This window comes from Pseudoroseomonas cervicalis, from assembly GCF_030818485.1.
Taxonomy (GTDB): Bacteria; Pseudomonadota; Alphaproteobacteria; order Acetobacterales; family Acetobacteraceae; genus Pseudoroseomonas; species Pseudoroseomonas cervicalis_A.
This window is the reverse complement of sequence record NZ_JAUTAJ010000004.1, coordinates 2,840,637-2,855,505: the sequence shown is the minus strand read 5'-3', so window position 1 is coordinate 2,855,505 and position 14,869 is coordinate 2,840,637. Positions and strand designations below refer to the sequence as shown.

Annotated in this window: 17 protein-coding genes; 6 read left to right on the top strand and 11 right to left on the bottom strand. The window is 73.1% G+C overall.

What is annotated here, in order from left to right; translation table 11 throughout:
- Positions 1–32: 32 nt before the first annotated feature.
- On the bottom strand, positions 33–1,703 hold the full coding sequence (locus tag QE401_RS17255; protein WP_307139372.1) for an MFS transporter: 1,671 nt from the start codon (positions 1,701–1,703) through the stop codon (positions 33–35).
- Between the two features lie 602 nt (positions 1,704–2,305).
- Here QE401_RS17255 and QE401_RS17250 point away from each other — a divergent pair.
- Positions 2,306–2,704 (top strand): hypothetical protein, encoded by a 399-nt coding sequence (locus tag QE401_RS17250; protein ID WP_307139371.1) that lies wholly within the window; start codon positions 2,306–2,308, stop codon positions 2,702–2,704.
- Positions 2,705–2,888: 184 nt separating this feature from the next.
- Positions 2,889–3,449 carry a MarR family winged helix-turn-helix transcriptional regulator gene (locus QE401_RS17245; RefSeq protein WP_307139370.1) on the top strand — a complete coding sequence of 187 codons (561 nt, stop codon included), beginning with the start codon at positions 2,889–2,891 and terminating at the stop codon, positions 3,447–3,449.
- 78 nt (positions 3,450–3,527) lie between these two features.
- Here QE401_RS17245 and QE401_RS17240 read toward each other — a convergent pair whose 3' ends face one another.
- The 7 genes from QE401_RS17240 to QE401_RS17210 all read right to left on the bottom strand — a co-directional run bounded on the left by QE401_RS17240 (position 3,528) and on the right by QE401_RS17210 (position 7,856).
- Positions 3,528–3,944, bottom strand: a complete 417-nt coding sequence (locus tag QE401_RS17240; RefSeq protein ID WP_307139369.1) for a hypothetical protein — start codon at positions 3,942–3,944, stop codon at positions 3,528–3,530.
- Between the two features lie 4 nt (positions 3,945–3,948).
- Positions 3,949–4,239: a hypothetical protein gene (locus tag QE401_RS17235; protein WP_307139368.1), complete on the bottom strand. Its 291-nt coding sequence runs from the start codon at positions 4,237–4,239 to the stop codon at positions 3,949–3,951.
- Between the two features lie 23 nt (positions 4,240–4,262).
- Entirely contained in the window at positions 4,263–4,454 is a 192-nt protein-coding gene (locus QE401_RS17230; protein ID WP_307139367.1) for a hypothetical protein, read from the bottom strand.
- A gap of 111 nt (positions 4,455–4,565) precedes the next feature.
- Positions 4,566–6,245, bottom strand: a complete 1,680-nt coding sequence (locus QE401_RS17225) for a sensor histidine kinase (protein WP_307139366.1) — start codon at positions 6,243–6,245, stop codon at positions 4,566–4,568.
- A 62-nt stretch (positions 6,246–6,307) separates the two neighbouring features.
- Positions 6,308–6,523, bottom strand: coding sequence for a NepR family anti-sigma factor (locus QE401_RS17220; protein ID WP_307139365.1), 216 nt, complete (start codon positions 6,521–6,523; stop codon positions 6,308–6,310).
- Positions 6,523–7,179 (bottom strand): sigma-70 family RNA polymerase sigma factor, encoded by a 657-nt coding sequence (locus QE401_RS17215; RefSeq protein WP_307139364.1) that lies wholly within the window; start codon positions 7,177–7,179, stop codon positions 6,523–6,525. Before QE401_RS17215 ends, QE401_RS17220 begins: the two co-directional genes overlap by 1 nt.
- Before the next feature lie 152 nt (positions 7,180–7,331).
- Positions 7,332–7,856, bottom strand: coding sequence for a sigma-70 family RNA polymerase sigma factor (locus tag QE401_RS17210; RefSeq protein WP_307139363.1), 525 nt, complete (start codon positions 7,854–7,856; stop codon positions 7,332–7,334).
- A gap of 56 nt (positions 7,857–7,912) precedes the next feature.
- Between QE401_RS17210 and QE401_RS17205 the strand changes: the two genes are divergently transcribed.
- Both QE401_RS17205 and QE401_RS17200 read left to right on the top strand, forming a co-directional pair.
- On the top strand, positions 7,913–8,635 hold the full coding sequence (locus tag QE401_RS17205; RefSeq protein WP_307139362.1) for a response regulator: 723 nt from the start codon (positions 7,913–7,915) through the stop codon (positions 8,633–8,635).
- An 88-nt stretch (positions 8,636–8,723) separates the two neighbouring features.
- Complete coding sequence (locus tag QE401_RS17200) at positions 8,724–8,885, top strand: DUF1328 domain-containing protein (RefSeq protein ID WP_007006484.1); 162 nt, start codon at positions 8,724–8,726, stop codon at positions 8,883–8,885.
- Between the two features lie 417 nt (positions 8,886–9,302).
- Here the strand turns inward: QE401_RS17200 and QE401_RS17195 are convergent, their stop codons facing one another.
- From QE401_RS17195 to QE401_RS17185, 3 genes are all read right to left on the bottom strand, one after another.
- Positions 9,303–9,659 (bottom strand): hypothetical protein, encoded by a 357-nt coding sequence (locus tag QE401_RS17195; protein WP_307139361.1) that lies wholly within the window; start codon positions 9,657–9,659, stop codon positions 9,303–9,305.
- A gap of 355 nt (positions 9,660–10,014) precedes the next feature.
- On the bottom strand, positions 10,015–10,602 hold the full coding sequence (locus tag QE401_RS17190) for a DedA family protein (RefSeq protein ID WP_307139360.1): 588 nt from the start codon (positions 10,600–10,602) through the stop codon (positions 10,015–10,017).
- Between the two features lie 8 nt (positions 10,603–10,610).
- Entirely contained in the window at positions 10,611–12,281 is a 1,671-nt protein-coding gene (locus QE401_RS17185) for an ArnT family glycosyltransferase (protein ID WP_307139359.1), read from the bottom strand.
- A 109-nt stretch (positions 12,282–12,390) separates the two neighbouring features.
- Between QE401_RS17185 and QE401_RS17180 the strand changes: the two genes are divergently transcribed.
- Together QE401_RS17180 and QE401_RS17175 are read left to right on the top strand one after the other, a co-directional pair.
- Entirely contained in the window at positions 12,391–13,773 is a 1,383-nt protein-coding gene (locus QE401_RS17180) for an RsmB/NOP family class I SAM-dependent RNA methyltransferase (RefSeq protein WP_307139358.1), read from the top strand.
- Between the two features lie 57 nt (positions 13,774–13,830).
- Positions 13,831–14,724 (top strand): glycosyltransferase family protein, encoded by an 894-nt coding sequence (locus tag QE401_RS17175; RefSeq protein WP_307139357.1) that lies wholly within the window; start codon positions 13,831–13,833, stop codon positions 14,722–14,724.
- The last annotated feature ends 145 nt before the right edge of the window (positions 14,725–14,869 follow it).

The following is a 14,869-nucleotide window of genomic DNA, read 5'->3' as shown; positions in this document are numbered from 1 at the left end:
GCCCCCCTTCCCATGCCGCCAGGGGCGAGGCCTCAGCCGCGCAGCCGCGCGGTGTTGCCCTGCGGCGCCTCCGCCGTGTCGTCGGCGAAGATGTCGCGATCCTTGGTCTCGGGCACGAAGAAGATGCCGATCACCACGGTGAAGAGCGCGATGGCCACCGGGTACCAGAGGCCGAAATACACGTCGCCGGTCTGCGCGATCATGGCGAAGCTGGTGGCCGGCAGCAGGCCGCCGAACCAGCCATTGCCGATGTGATAGGGCAGCGACATCGAGGTGTAGCGGATGCGGGTCGGGAACAGTTCGACCAGCGCCGCCGCGATCGGGCCGTAGACCATGGTGACGTAGATCACCAGCAGGGTCAGCACCGCGATCAGCACCAGCTGCTGCTCGCCGAAGATGTCGAGCGGGTGGCGCACCCGGACCACGGTCGGGTTCGAGGCCGCCGGATAGCCCGCGGCGGTGATCGCCGCGCCCAGCGACTGGGCGAAGTTGGGCTGGCCGCTGGTCACCACATTGCCGGCCACGCTGACGCTGGCCGGGGTGCCGGGGGGCGCGCTCTCGACCGTGTAGTTGACCGAGAGCCGCGCCAGCGCCGCCTTGGCGATGTCGCAGGAATTGGTGAAGCGCGCCGTGCCGGTCGGGTTGAACTGGAAGGAGCAATCCGCCGGGTCGGCCCGCACCACCACGGTGATGTTCTGGTGGGCGGCGTGCAGCGCCGGGTTGGCCTCGGCGCTCATCAGCTTGAACAGGGGGAAATAGGTCAGGGCGGCGATCAGGCAGCCGCCGAGGATGATCGGCTTGCGGCCGACCTTGTCGGACAGCCAGCCGAAGAAGACGAAGCCGCCGGAGCCGAGCAGCAGCGCCCAGGCGATCAGCAGGTTGGTGGTGTAGCTGTCGACCTTCAGCACCGAGCCCAGGAAGAACAGCGCGTAGAACTGGCCCGTGTACCAGACCACCGCCTGGCCGGCGACGAGGCCGAGCAGCGCGAAGAGCGCGATCTTGGCGTTCTTCCACTGGCCGAAGGCCTCGGTCAGCGGCGCCTTGGAATGGGTGCCCTCGGCCTTCATCTTCTTGAAGGCGGGGCTCTCCTCCATCTGGGTGCGGATCCAGACCGAGATCGCCAGCAGCACGATCGAGACCAGGAAGGGCACGCGCCAGCCCCAGTCGCGGAAGGCGGCCTCACCCGTGATGGCCTGGGTGCTGAGGATGACGATCAGCGACAGGAACAGGCCGCCCGTCGCGGTGACCTGGATGAAGCTGGTGTAGAAGCCGCGGCGGCCATGCGGCGAATGCTCGGCCACATAGGTGGCGGCACCGCCATACTCGCCGCCCAGCGCCAGGCCCTGCAGGCAGCGCAGCACGATCAGGATGATCGGCGCGGCGATGCCGATCTGCTCGGCGGTCGGCAGCACACCGACGATGAAGGTGGAGGCGCCCATGATCACGATGGTGATCAGGAAGGTGTATTTGCGCCCGACCAGGTCGCCGAGGCGGCCGAAGACCAGCGCGCCGAAGGGGCGCACCAGGAAGCCGGCGGCGAAGGCCAGCAGGGCGAAGACGTTGCGGGTCGCCTCATCGAAGATCGGCCTGCCATCCGCCCCGAGAACGGTGAAGAACTTGGCGGCGATGAAGATGGCCAGCGAACCGTAGAGGTAGAAATCATACCACTCGAAGACGGTCCCGAGCGATGAGGCCAGGATCACGCGCCTCTCTTCGCGCGTCATCGGCCGCTTGGCCGCTTCTGTCCGTGGAATCGCGGATGCCATTGGTCGAACCCATTCCTGCCCTGCCCGGAGGTACGGTTCGCCGCCTCCCCCGGTTCTTGTTGATATTCCGCGCTCTTGGATGCGCGGTCGTCAGCCCGTCGCCCTGGCCTGATGCCCTGCCAGGGTGACGGCAATCGGATTGTGACCTTGCCATCCGGGCGGTGAAATCGTGGAAATCGGCCCGGCAGCAGGGTTACAGAGGTTTCATCTTATTGGCGAACCGGGATCCGTTTCGTGGGAACCGATTCGCTTCGGAACGTTATGGCAATGCCATGCCGCGCCGCAACCACGACCTGCGCCGCGGCCGGGCCGCGCCGGCCGCCCGGGGGTGACGGCGCTGTCATCCCGCCCCGCCGCGCCGCGCAACGCTTGGCGCGCTGCATCGTTGGCCCCATATCCGATGGGGGCCGGACACGGCCCTCCGGACCCCGCCCCGCCGCCGGCGACGCCGTTTTTCCGCGCCGCGCCCCGGCTGGACGCGAAAACCGGCTGGCATCTTCGCGTGCAGGGCGTCAGCATGCGGGGGGAAGGAAGGCTCGATGGATACGCTCCGCACTCTGGCTGACCACAGGATCCGCCGCATCCTCGGCGGCCTCGCCCTTGGCATCGTCCTGGTCATGGCCGGGCTGGCGGCCGAGCCGGCGCTGTCGCTGCAGAGCGGCGCGCTGCTCACCGCCGCGGTGTGGCTCGGCCTCTGGGCCACGGCGATGCGGGTGCCGCGCCAGGATCTGCGCGGCAGCGCGCTGTGGCGCCCGCTCTGGCGCCAGCTTTCCGTCCTGGCCGGCGATGGCAGCGGCACCGCCCGCGGCGCGCATCGCCGCCTCTCCGCCATCCTGGCCGAGCGGCTGCAATGGCATGCCGACCGCGCCGCCATGGCGGCGCTCGGCCTCGGCCTCGGCGCGCTGGCCATGCACGCCGCGCGCCTGCTGCGCGGCTGAGGCGACCCGCTTGCGGCGGGGGCGACCCTACGCCGCCTTCCCGCCGGGCCCGCCCGCCCGGTTCCCGCCTTCCTGGCCGGTCTCCGCCGCGCGCAGCCTCGGCGCGCGAAGCTTCTGGCCCTGCAGGGCTGGGGGGCGTCAGCAGCGGTTGACGCGCCTCTCCCCTGCGGGAATGCTGCACTGCGTGCGGCGGCTGGAGAAGGGGCAGGCCATTTCCGATCGGGACATCACGCTGCTGCTGGATGCGGTGCGGAGCCAGGCGGGTGCCGCCGGCACGGGGACGGCCGTGCGCCGCGCCGCGCCGGGCACGGTGCCGCCGGCCGAGACGGCGCATTACAGCCTGGACCAGTCGGTCGGCCATCTGCTGCGCCGGGCGCATCAGCGCCATGCCTCGCTGTTCCAGGATCGCGGCGCGGTGGGCGGCCTCACCTCCACGCAATTCGCCACCCTGCTGAAGCTGGGCGAGCTCGGCCGCGCCACGCAGAACGCGCTGGGCCGCGCCGTGGCGCTGGACCCGGCGACCATCCAGGGCGTCATCGCCCGGCTGCGCGACCGCGGCCTGGTCGAGGTGGCGCGCGACCCGCTGGACCGGCGCACCCTGGTGCTGTCGCTCGCCCCGGCCGGGGAGGCGGTGCTGACCGAGGCGGTGGCGCAGGGGCGCCGCGCCAATGAGCAGCTGCTCTCGCCGCTCTCCGACGCCGAGCGCGCTCAGCTGATCCAGCTGCTGCACCGCCTGCTGGGCTGAGCCGCCCGGGCGGGGCCGCGGCATGAAAAAGGGCGCCCCCTGGCGGGGGCGCCCTTTTTCGCGGCCTTCGGGCGCGGTTCAGCGGGCGCGGCGGCGCCGGCGGAACAGCCCCAGTACGATGCCGAGCCAGGGCGAGGCGGCGAGGCCGCCCAGCACGGTGACGACACTCAGACTGGCGCGCGCCTGGGTCAGCGCGGTGTCGCGCAGCACCCGGGCCTCGATCTCCTGCGTGGTCGGCCGGTCGCGCATGGCGATCAGCAGCAGCACGACCGCGATCACCAGATCGGCGCCGAGCAGGATGCCGGCGCGGCCGAGCGGGCCGACGCCCGGCGTCAGCGCCACCCAGGCCAGCACATGCAGCATGGCCAGGGCGGCGCAGAGGAAGACGGCGGCCACCGCCGCCAGGCCGGCGCGCACCGCCATGCGGCGCCCGTAGAGGCCGAGGCGGACACGCTCCGCCTCCAGCGAGGCGGTGGCGAGGCGGATGGCGCGCATGCCCTCAGCGCCGCAGCAGCTTGGCGATCAGGAAGCCCACGCCGACGGCGATGGCGATGGTGGCGACCGGGCGCTCGCGCACCACGCCCAGCACCTGCTCGGCCTCGCGCCGCGTGTCGTGGCCGAGGCGCTGGGCCATGCCCTGGGCGCGCTGCGCCATGTCCTGCGCATGGTGGCCGGCGCGCGACAGCGCCGGGTTCACCTGCTCCTCGATCAGCGTGTCGAGCTTCTGGCGCAACTCATGCAGGCGCTCCTCGACGGAGCCGGTGTCGATCGCCTGGGAAAGACGGCGCATGGAAAGTCTCCTGCCGTGTGGGATCAATCGGTGGCGCGGTCGATGCTGCGGCCGAGGCGCTCGCCCGGGCCGCGCGGCGGATCCACCGCGTCGCGCAGGTTCTGCGCGGCATTGTCGACGCTGCGGCCCGCCCGCTCGGCCGGGCCTTCGTTGCAGGCCACCAGCGGCAGGGACAGCAGCAGGGCGGGCAGGGCCGCCGCAAGGATCTTGCGCATCGCATGCACTCCTTCTTCGTGCCTGCAACACGGCAGCGCCGCCACGGGTTGCGGCAAATCGGCCGGCGGGGCGGGGGAGTCTGCGGGGCGAGAGGCGGGGAGGGCGGCCGCTCAGGGCGCGGCGGCGGCGGGCTGCGGCGGGGTGGCGCGCGGATGCTGGTCGGCCTCGCGCCGGCGCAGCGGGAAGCGCAGCAGCAGCTCGGTGCCGTCCTCGCGCCGCATGACGATCTCGCCGCCCAGATGCGCGGCGAAGCCGCGGATCAGCGTCAGCCCGATGCCCTGGCTGCCCTCCTCCTCGTCCAGCCGCATGCCCAGCCCGTCATCATGGATGCGCAGCTCCGCCTCCTCGCCCAGGCTGCGCACCGCGATGGTGATGCTGCCGCTGCGCGCATCGGGGAAGCCGTGCTTGATGGCGTTGGTCACCGTCTCGGTCACCAGCAGGGCCAGCGAGACGGCCTGGTCGGTGACGATCTCCAGCTCGTCGGCCTCGACGGTCAGGCGGATGCGCTGGCCCGGCCGCTCGCCGATGGCGGCGAAGAGCTGCTGCGCCAGCTCCTCCAGGAAGGGGCGCAGCGCGATCACCTCGAAGGTCTGGTTGGTGTAGAGGTGGCGGTGCAGCGTGGCCAGCGCCTGGACGCGGTCGCGGGCGGTGGCGAATTCCGCCCGCGCCGTGGGGTCGCGCAGCCGGTTGGCCTGCAGGTTCAGCAGGCTGGCCACGATCTGCAGGTTGTTCTTCACCCGGTGGTGGATCTCGGCCATCAGCAGGTCGCGCTGGCGCAGCGCGCCGCGCAGCTCCTCCTCCCGCCCGCTGATGGCGGCGGCGGCGTCGGCGAAGGCCTGTTCCAGCGCCCGCACCTCATCCGGCTCGCCGCGGCGGAAGACGGGGGCGAAGGGCGCGCCGGGGCGCCATTGCCGCACCCGCGCCGCCAGCAGCCGCAGCGGCCGGGCGATGGCGAGATCCGCGCCCAGCACGATGACCACCAGGCAGGCCAGCAGGAAGGCGGCCAGCTCCATCGCCCGGCGCAGCAGCACATTGTGCGCGGCCTTGCGGATCTCCCCGGTGGGCAGCCCGACCAGCAGGCCGAGGCCGGGATCCAGCCGGGCGCTGGCATAGGCGTAGTCGTCGCCGCGTCGCGAGCGCGTCTCGATCGCACCGCCCTGCGGCAGGCTGGCCAGGTCGCGCAGCAGCGCGGCATCCGGCAGTTCATCCGCCGCGGCGGTGGTCAGGGGCAGGGCGGTGCCCTCGCGGTCGACCAGCCAGACGCGCTGCGCGGCGCGCTTCGGCGCCGCCGCCTCGGCCTGCTCGAAGATGCTCAGCCGCAGGCTGGCGCCGACCACCAGGCCGGGCGCGGCCAGCACGGCGCTGAGCACCGGCTCGCCGCTGATGCGGCCGGTGCGGAACCCGCTGAGGGCGACGCGGTCGGTCCGGGCCTCGGCCAGCAGCGGGTCGCCGGCCAGGCTGACATCGCGCGGCGGCAGGGCGGAGCAGGTGATCCGCCCATCCGGCGTCGTCACCCAGACATTGCTGTAATGCGCGGCGTTGACCGAGAGCATGCGGCGCAGGAAGCGCGAGCAGATCGCGGGGTCGTTCAGCGCCTCTTCCTGCTGGGCCAGGCCACGCAGGGTATTGTCGAGAAACTGCAGGATGGCGCCATGGCGGGTCGCGGCGACCTCGCCCAGGATGGCGGCGGTGCGCCGCCCGGCGGCCAGCTCGGCCTCGTAACTCAGGAACGCATTGGCGCCGGCAATACCCACCACGGGGACGCTGGCGACCAGGAGCAGGAGCAGCATGCGGCCCCGCACTCCGCGGAGCATTCTGTGCAGCGCCCGGCCTTTCGGGGGCGCCGGAGAGATCACGTCTTGCTGCCCTGAGCCTTGTCCTGGTCGATCAAGCGAAGCAGCTCCTCCGGGATGGGCTCTTTGGCGATGTCATCGTACATCGCATGCAATCCTCGCTGAAGCCAGAGGTCAAAAGCGGCATCCGGCGTGCCCTTTCGGGCACGCTCGGCACTCGGGCGGTGGGCGATCGCCGGATCCGCCAACATGCGCTTATTCTCTCTCTCGTCCATCAGAGACCCGGATGCATGCCCCGCGCGGCGCTGGAGCTCTCCCGGAGGCTATCATTGCGCCGGCGCTGCTCGCCAGAGCGCGCCGGTGCCTTGGCCTCCGCCTGGGCGCGGCGGGAGGGCTGCTTCTCACCCATCAGCCAGGCCTCGAGCTGCCGGCGGGCGCGGAAGACGCGGCACTTGGCGGTGCCGACGGCGCAGTTCATCGCCTGCGCGGCCTCCTCATAGGACATGCCCTGGACCGTCACCAGCAGCAGGGCGGTGCGGTGGTCCTCCGGCAGGTCGGCCAGGCGGCGGCGCAGCTCGCGCAGCGCCAGGCTGTCCTCCTGCGCCGCCGGACGCGCCAGGGCCTCGGCCGGGGCGTTGTCCATGTCGCAGGTGTCGCGCTTGCGGCGGATGTCGGAGAGGAAGCGGTTGCGCAGGATGCGGAACATCCAGGCGCCGAAATTCGTCCCCGGGGTGAAGCTGTGCTGGGCCGCCAGCGCGTTGCTGACGGCGGCCTGCACCAGATCATCCGCATCGGCGCGGTTGCGCGTCATGGAGACGGCCTGGACGCGCAGCCGGGGCAGGATGGCCACCAGCTGCTCATGGAAGCTCGGGCCCTCGCTGACCGGCGCAGCGGTGCCGGTGGCCTGCTGGATCGGGGTCACGCTGTTCATGGTGCTCTGCTCGCCTTGCATGCCCCACCAATGCCGGAGGCGGGCAAGCGGTTGCATGGGTGATATCCAATCGAAGCATGTCTGCATTGCGTTGGATGCATGAAACCTTCGCCCTTCGCGCATCCTTGAAGAGGCGTTCGATGCGCGTCCCTTCAGTCTCCCTCCTCCTGCAGCGCGGCCTCGCCGCGCTCCGCCGGCGACCAGCCCCGCGCCAGCGCGTCGCGTGCCCGCGACACGCGCGCCTTCACCGTGCCCACCGGCACGCCGACGATCGCCGCCGCCTCGTCATGCGACAGGCCATGCGCGCCGACCAGGATCAGCGCCTCGCGCTGCGCCATGGGCAGCCGCTCCAGCGCGCGCGACAGGTCGTTCACATCGGCCTGCGCCTCCTGCGCCGCCGGCATCGCCTCGCGCGGCGGCATCCGCTCCAGCGCGCGCTTCTCGGTGCCGCGGCGGCGCATCTGTTCCAGGAACACGTTGCGCAGGATATGGAACACCCAGGCCCGCAGGCTGGTTCCAGGCAGCCATTGGGATTCCGCGCGCAGCGCCCGCAGGATCGCCTCCTGCACGAGATCGTCCGCCAGCGCCGTGTCGCGGGCGAGGAAGCGCGCGAAGGCGCGCAGCTCGGGCAGCAGCCCCGGCAGGGCGGCGCGGATCGGATCCGTTTGCTTTGTCATTCTCACTTCCGGCACGATCTTGCCGCAGCAACCAGGAACGTCACGAGGGCCATGACATGAACGCCGTTACCCAGGCCGAGCTGCTCCGAAGCCTTCCCCCCGCCCGGCGCTATGCGCGTGCGCTCAGCGGCAGCCAGACGGCCGGCGACGCGCTGGTCGCCGCCGCGCTGCGCGAGGGGCTGCCGCCGCTGCCGGCGCGCCTCGCCCTCTATGCCGGCGTCACCCGCCTGGCCCCGGCGCCGGCGCCCGGCCCCGGCGCCAATCTCTCGCCGCGCTCGCGCCAGCTGCTGCTGCTGACCGCGCTGGAGGAGCTGCCGGTGGCCGAGGCGGCGCAGGTGGTGGGCGTGCCCGTCGACGTCGCCGAAACCGAGCTGGACGCGGCGCGCGAGGCGCTGCGCAGCGCCGCCGCCACCGACATCCTGGTGATCGAGGATGAGCCGATCATCGCCATGGATGTCCGCCAGCTGGTCGAGGCCTGCGGCCATCGTGTCGTCGGCGTCGCCGCCAGCGAGGCGCAGGCGGTGCGCATGGCCGCGGAGATGAAGCCGCGGCTGATCCTGGCCGATGTCAATCTCGGCGCCGGCGGCGACGGCATCAACGCCGTCAACCGCATCCAGCGCGAGGTCGAGGTGCCGGTGATCTTCGTCACCGCCTATCCTGAGCGTCTGCTGACCGCCGAGCAGGTCGAGCCGGCCTTCGTCATCAGCAAGCCCTTCGAGCCGCTGGCGCTGGCCATCGCCACCTACCAGGCCGTGTCCTCGACCGTTCCGATCGGCTGAAACTGCGGGGAATAAGCCGCGTTCCTGGCACGATGCCGCCCTCGCGGCACCGGCATATTCCCCAAACGGTCCGAAGGAGCAGGATCCCATGCTGTACTGGACGCTCATCTTCCTCGTCGTGGCGCTGGTCGCCGGTGTTCTCGGCTTCTCCGGCGTGGCGTCCGCGGCCAGCGGTATCGCCAAGATCCTCTTCGTCATCTTCCTGGTGCTGTTCCTGATCTCGCTGGTGGCCGGCCGCGGCTGGGCCTGAGGACAGGCCCGCCGCGCGGCGCGCGACGCGCCGCGCGGCAGGGTCTCATCGGCTGCCAAAATGGCGGCCCTGGGCGGGCGGGGGATCTCCCCCGCCCGTTCTGTTTCTGCGGGGCGCGGCACCGCCGCGACGTGGCGCAGCGCCTGTCGCATGCGCAGCGTTCCGGCAGGGGGCGCCGCCCGCCCGGCGCCGCGACGCAGGCAGCGCGCGGGGCGCCATCGCGCAGGCCGGCGCGGCCCGGCGCGCGATGCGGCGCGCCGGCTGCGGGGCAGGGATGGAGAGGGCGCAGGCGGGCGCGCACCGGCCGCCGCGCGAAGGCGGCGCCGGCCGGTCCGGCCGCGCGGGGCAGGGCAGGCGGCGCGCATGCAAAAGGCCCGGCCCGCATCCTGGGATGCGCGCCGGGCCTTCCCTCAGGCGTTACATGCGCGGGCCGTTCTGCGGATAGGCGCCCGAGGTGTTGGAATCCGTCGCCCGGTCATAAGCGCGGGTCGCGGCGGTGCCCGGCGGGTTGACGCGCGTGCCGTCCGACTGGCTGGGATAGGCGCCGGAGGTGTTGGTGCCGGCGGCGCGGTCCAGGGCGCGGCTGGCGGCGGTGCCCGGCGGGTTGGCCGGCGTGCCATCCGACTGCGCCGGATAGGCGCCCGAGGTGTTGGTGCCCGCGGCGCGGTCCAGGGCACGCGCCGGCGCGCTGCCATCGGGGGAGGACGAGCAGGCCGCCAGGCCCAGCAGGGCGGCGGACACCACGATGGCAAAGCCAATCTCGCGCTGGCGCATGATCCTCGAAGCTCCTTGTCGTCTTGGGTAGTCGTCGGGGGGAGCCGGTCGTGCCGGCCTGCCGCGTCAACGTCGCGCCGGCGCTTCGGTTACAGCCTGTCGCACAAAAGCGACGCGCCGGTGACAAAGACGCCCCGGCCGCCTTCCCCGGGCAACCCCGGCCTCCCGGGACGCGTTGCTGGGCCAGGATTGCGAAGGGAGAAGACGATGCGCTCGATCCTGCTGTGGCTGCTCGGGATCCCGATTCCGATCATTATCCTTCTGCTGCTGTTCGGGGTGATCTGAACGCCGCGACGCAAGAAGGGCCCGGGGAGCGATCCCCGGGCCCTTCTTGCATCCGCGCGCCGGTAGGCGCTCAGCCGCGCCGGCGGCTGCGCCAGAGATGCCGCAGATAGAGGATGACCAGGGCGGCCAGCACGACATAGCTGAGCGGCTCCAGCACCCCGGCCACCTTCAGATACTGGTCGCGCAGCGCATAGCCGGCCCCCGCCAGGGCTGCGACCCAGAGCAGCCCGGCCAGCGCCGTCCACAGATAGAAGACACCGCGCTCGATCCGCGCCAGCCCGGCCGGGATCGAGATCAGCGTGCGGATCGCCGGCAGCATGCGGCCGAAGAACAGCGCCACCGGCCCGTGCCGGCGCAGCTTCGCCTCCGCCTGGTCCATATCCTCGCCGCTGACGCCGAACCAGCGCCCGTGCCGCGCCACCAGCGGCCGCAGCCGGGCGGCGCCGATGGCGCGCGCCAGCTCGTACCAGGCGGCGTTGCCGAGCAGCGAGCCGGCGGCGCCGGCCAGGATCGCCGCCCAGAGCGACATCCGCCCCTCCGCCACCGCGAAGCCGGCCAGCGGCATGATCAGCTCCGACGGGATGGGCGGGAACAGATTCTCCAGCGCCATCAGCAGGAAGACGCCGGCCGGGCCGGCATCGCCGACGATGCGTGTCACCCACTCGATCATGCGCCACCGCCGAACAGGTGCAGCACCACGCGGCGGCCGCGGGTGTAGTTGTAGCCGGCGACCTCGCCGAGCGATGCGGGGGCCAGGCCGGCGGCGCTGGCGGCGGCGCGGAAGGCCTCCAGGTCGCGGCCGCTGACGGCGACCGCGCGGCCCGGCCCGGCCGCCAGGAAACCGGCCGCCGCGGCGCCGTCGCGCAGCAGGGCGGTCTCGGTGCCGGTCGAGAAGACCAGCGAGGGCTCGTGATAGCCGACCACGCCGAGCCGCGCTGGCGGCAGGCCGGGCAGGCGCTGCTGCACCAGGGCCTCCAGCCGCGGCCCGATCCAGGGCGCTTCCAGCCGCGGCAGCACGCCGCCCAGGATGATGGCGTAGAGCGGCACCGCCAGCAGCGCCCCGGCCAGCGCCGCCTGGCCCGGCGCGCCGCGCTTCAGCGCAGACCAGACGCCCCAGAGCAGCAGCCCCGCCGCCGGCAGCGCCAGCAGCGCCACCGGGTCGATCCGGCCATCGGCCAGGAAGGGCAGCACCGGGGCGGCGACGCCCAGCGCCAGCGCCACCAGCGCTAGCAGGACCAGGCCGAGCCCGCGCAGCCAGCGCGGCGCCGGGCGGCGCAGCGGGTCCATCGCCCAGGCGGCACCCAGCAGCATCAGCGCCGGGAAGACCGGCAGGGTGTAGTGCGGCAGCTTGGTCGCCACCGCCTCGAACATCAGCCAGGAGGGGGCGATCCAGGCCAGCAGGAAGCGCGTGGACGGGTTCATCCGGTCGCGCCAGGCCGCCGGCAAGGCGCGCAGCACCAGGAAGGCGATGGGGAAGGCGCTGAGCGCGAAGGTCAGCAGGTAGTAGCCGGGCGGGCCCCAATGCGCCTCCTCGCCCGAATTCACCTTGGAGAGCATGTCGCCGCCCACCGCATCGGCGAAGAAGCGGCCCTCGGTGGCGATGCCGATGGCGATGAACCAGGGGGCGGCCATGGCCAGCATCAGCGGCACGCCCCAGGCCGGGCGCAGCGCCGTCAGCCAGCGGGCCGAGCGGTCGGCGATGCACAGGGTCAGCGCCGCCAGCAGCGCCACCAGCGGCCCGATCGGCCCCTTCAGCAGGATGGCCAGGCCCAGCACCGCCCAGAACAGCCCGGCCTGCCGCGCGGTGAAGCCGCCCGGCGCCAGATAGGCCCGGCCCAGCAGCCCCATGGCGATGGCGACGGTGCCGAGCAGCGCCGCATCGGTCTTGGCGATATGCGTCTCCACCACCAGCACGGTGGAGCAGGCCAGCATGGCGGCGGCGACGAAGGCCGCCCGCCTTCCGACCAGCGCCCGGCCCCAGTGGAAGGTGGCCAGCACCGCCGCCAGCGCGCCGAGCAGCGAGGGCAGGCGATAGGGCCAGATCTGGTCGCGTGAGCCGATGCCCAGCGCCTCGGCCGCATGCACCGAGGCGGCCTGCGCCCAGTGGATGCCGGCCGGCTTCTTGTTGCGCTCCTCCTCGCCGAAGCGGATGCGGACATAGTCGCCGCTTTCCACCATCTGGCGGCTGGCCTGGGCGAAGCGGCTTTCGTCGCGGTCGCCGGGCGGCAGGGTGGCGAAGCCGGGCAGCCAGAGCGCCAGGCAGAGCAGGGCGAGCCACAGGCGCGGCCGGCGCGTCTCGGGCAGCCGATCGAGCAGGTCGGGCAGGGAAAAGGGCATGGCGCGCCGGCTGTAGAGCTTTTTGCCGCCGGAAGTATAGCGACAAAGCGTGAAGCGCCCGCGCCGATCCCTCGACAGGGCGGGCGCTTCCGGCTCATAGCAGGGGGCGATGAAGCCGCCCTCTCCCGCCTCCGCCGCCTCGCCCTCCGGTCGCCCCGATGGCCGTCCTTCCGGCCGCCCGCCGCGCGCCGATGGCCGCCCCGGCGGCAAACCCCCCGGAAAAGCCGGCGGCAGGCCGGGCGGCGGGGGCGGCCGGCCGCCGCGCAACCCGACCCGCAGCGCCGCCCTGGCGCTGCTGACCGCCGTGCTCGACCGGCATCGCGGGCTGGAGGAGGCGCTGGACGCGCTGCCGCCGGCCGAGGCGCGCGACCGTGCCGCCGCCCACCGCATCGCCGCCGCCGTGCTGCGCCGGCTGGGCAGCCTCGACGCCGTGCTCGAGCCCTCGCTGCGGCGCGAGCCGCCGCCCGAGGTGCGCCACGCCCTGCGCATCGGCGCCGCCGAGCTGCTGCTGCTGGAGACGCCGCCGCACGCCGCCGTCGCCAGCTGCGTCGACCTGGTGCCGCGCCCCTTCGCCGGGCTGGTGAATGCCGTGCTGCGCAAGGTCGCCGCCGCCGGCCCCGCCGCGCTGGAGGAGCTGGATGGCGAGCGGCTGGACACGCCGGGCTGGCTGTGGAGCGCCTGGCACGGCGCCTATGGCCCGGCGGTGCGCGCCATCGCCCGCGCCCACCGGCTGCCGGCGCCGCTCGACCTCTCGCTGAAGCCGGGCACCCCGGCGCCGGAGGGCGCGCTGATGCTGCCCACCGGCACCGCGCGCTTCCCCGCCGGCACCCGCATCACCGAGCTGCCCGCCTTCGTGGACGGCCTGGCCTGGGCGCAGGACGCCGCCGCCGCCCTGCCGGCGCGGCTGCTCGCCGCCGGCCCTGGCATGCGGGTGGCCGATCTCTGCGCCGCGCCGGGCGGCAAGACGGCGCAGCTGGCCGCCAGCGGCGCCGCCGTCACCGCCGTCGAGCGCGACGCGACGCGGCTGCTCCGGCTGCGCGAGAACATGGCGCGGCTCGGCCTCAGCGTGGAGAGCGTGCAGGCCGATGTCGCCGAATGGGAGCCCGGCACGCGGTTTGATGCCATCCTGCTGGACGCGCCCTGCAGCGCCACCGGCACCATCCGCCGCCACCCCGACGTGCCGCATCTGAAGCGCCCGGGCGACATCGCGACGCTGGCCGGGCTGCAGCGCCAGCTCCTCGCCGCCGCTGCACGGCTGCTGGCGCCGGGCGGGCGGCTGGTCTTCGCCACCTGCTCGCTGCAGCCGGAGGAGGGCGAGGCCCAGGCCGCCAGCCCGCCGCCCGGCCTGATCCCCGACCCGATCCGCGCCCAGGAGGTGCCGGGGCTGGAGGCCGCGCTCTCGCCGCAGGGCTGGCTGCGCACCCGCCCCGATCTCTGGGCGGAGCAGGGCGGGCTGGACGGCTTCTTCATGGCCCGCTTCCGCGCCGGCTGAGCCGCGGCGGGCGCGGGCAACCGGGTTCAGGCTTTTACGCCATCGGGAGGAACCTCCATGGGCAGCGTCTACCCCGGCACCGCCATCCTGCACGTGCTGAACCGGGACTACCTGCTGCCGCTGCGCGTGCTGCGCCACTCGCTGATGCGGCAGGGCGCCTTCGAGGGCTGCCCCACCGTCATCATCACCGACGACCCGGTGGTGGCGGAGGACCCCTTCATCCGCCGCATTGCGGCCAGCATCGAGATGTTCGACGCGGCGCGCCTGGCCCGCTTCGCGCAGATCCGGGGCGAGCGGATCAATCCCGCGCTGCATGCCGGCTTCGCCCCGAAATACACCTTCCTCAAGCTCAGCATGTTCCAGGACAGGGGCTATGACCGGCACATCTTCCTCGATGCCGACATGCTCTGCCTGCGGACGCCGGACGCGGCGCTGCTGACCGGGCCGCAGCCGGCCAAGGCGGTGGAGGAATACGGCGCCTCGACCTTCCCGATCGGCCAGGAACCCCGGCGGGAGGACGCGCAGGCGGTGTCCGAGGCCTATCTGGCCGAGCACGACCAGCCCGCCCTGCGGCCGATCCGCGGCATCAATTCCGGCTTCGTGGTGCTGGAGCGGCCGCTGCTGTCGCAGGCGGCGTTCGACGGCGCTCTCGCCCTGGCCAGCACCACCGCCTTCACCAATGAGCAGAACCTGACCACCCGCACCATCGCCGGCAGCGGCACGCCCTTCCTGCGCCTGCCGGTCTGGTACAATGCGCGGCGGCGCATCTTCGGCTCGCTCGGCCCCGCCCATTTCGAGACGGTGCGCGACCGCATCGTCTTCCTGCACTACACCCCCGGCAAGCCCTGGGCGATGGGGCCGCGCTCGGTCCGCGCCTGGGACCGGCTCTGGCTCGATCAACGCGACGCCGCCGAGGCCTGGGCAAACGACCTCGCCGCGAGCATGGTGTGAGCGCGGCGGCCGCGCGGCCGCCGGTTTCGCTCATCCCGTCAACAGCGCGGCGGGGCATTCCATTGGAACGTGCCGGCCGCCTCGCTAAATCCTTACTTCGTCTGACTCTCTCTCCCGTCCCACGGCTTGTCCCGCCCCAGGCCAA

Excerpts from the sequence above, each read along its gene's own strand:
- QE401_RS17200 (WP_007006484.1), top strand. The coding sequence starts at position 8,724 with ATGCTGTACTGGACGCTCATCTTCCTCGTCGTGGCGCTGGTCGCCGGT.
- QE401_RS17180 (WP_307139358.1), top strand. The coding sequence starts at position 12,391 with ATGAAGCCGCCCTCTCCCGCCTCCGCCGCCTCGCCCTCCGGTCGCCCC.
- QE401_RS17205 (WP_307139362.1), top strand. The coding sequence starts at position 7,913 with ATGAACGCCGTTACCCAGGCCGAGCTGCTCCGAAGCCTTCCCCCCGCC.
- QE401_RS17210 (WP_307139363.1), bottom strand. The coding sequence starts at position 7,856 with ATGACAAAGCAAACGGATCCGATCCGCGCCGCCCTGCCGGGGCTGCTG.
- QE401_RS17250 (WP_307139371.1), top strand. The coding sequence starts at position 2,306 with ATGGATACGCTCCGCACTCTGGCTGACCACAGGATCCGCCGCATCCTC.
- QE401_RS17215 (WP_307139364.1), bottom strand. The coding sequence starts at position 7,179 with ATGAACAGCGTGACCCCGATCCAGCAGGCCACCGGCACCGCTGCGCCG.
- QE401_RS17235 (WP_307139368.1), bottom strand. The coding sequence starts at position 4,239 with ATGCGCCGTCTTTCCCAGGCGATCGACACCGGCTCCGTCGAGGAGCGC.
- QE401_RS17220 (WP_307139365.1), bottom strand. The coding sequence starts at position 6,523 with ATGGACGAGAGAGAGAATAAGCGCATGTTGGCGGATCCGGCGATCGCC.
- QE401_RS17240 (WP_307139369.1), bottom strand. The coding sequence starts at position 3,944 with ATGCGCGCCATCCGCCTCGCCACCGCCTCGCTGGAGGCGGAGCGTGTC.
- QE401_RS17175 (WP_307139357.1), top strand. The coding sequence starts at position 13,831 with ATGGGCAGCGTCTACCCCGGCACCGCCATCCTGCACGTGCTGAACCGG.
- QE401_RS17185 (WP_307139359.1), bottom strand. The coding sequence starts at position 12,281 with ATGCCCTTTTCCCTGCCCGACCTGCTCGATCGGCTGCCCGAGACGCGC.
- QE401_RS17225 (WP_307139366.1), bottom strand. The coding sequence starts at position 6,245 with ATGCTGCTCCTGCTCCTGGTCGCCAGCGTCCCCGTGGTGGGTATTGCC.
- QE401_RS17195 (WP_307139361.1), bottom strand. The coding sequence starts at position 9,659 with ATGCGCCAGCGCGAGATTGGCTTTGCCATCGTGGTGTCCGCCGCCCTG.
- QE401_RS17230 (WP_307139367.1), bottom strand. The coding sequence starts at position 4,454 with ATGCGCAAGATCCTTGCGGCGGCCCTGCCCGCCCTGCTGCTGTCCCTG.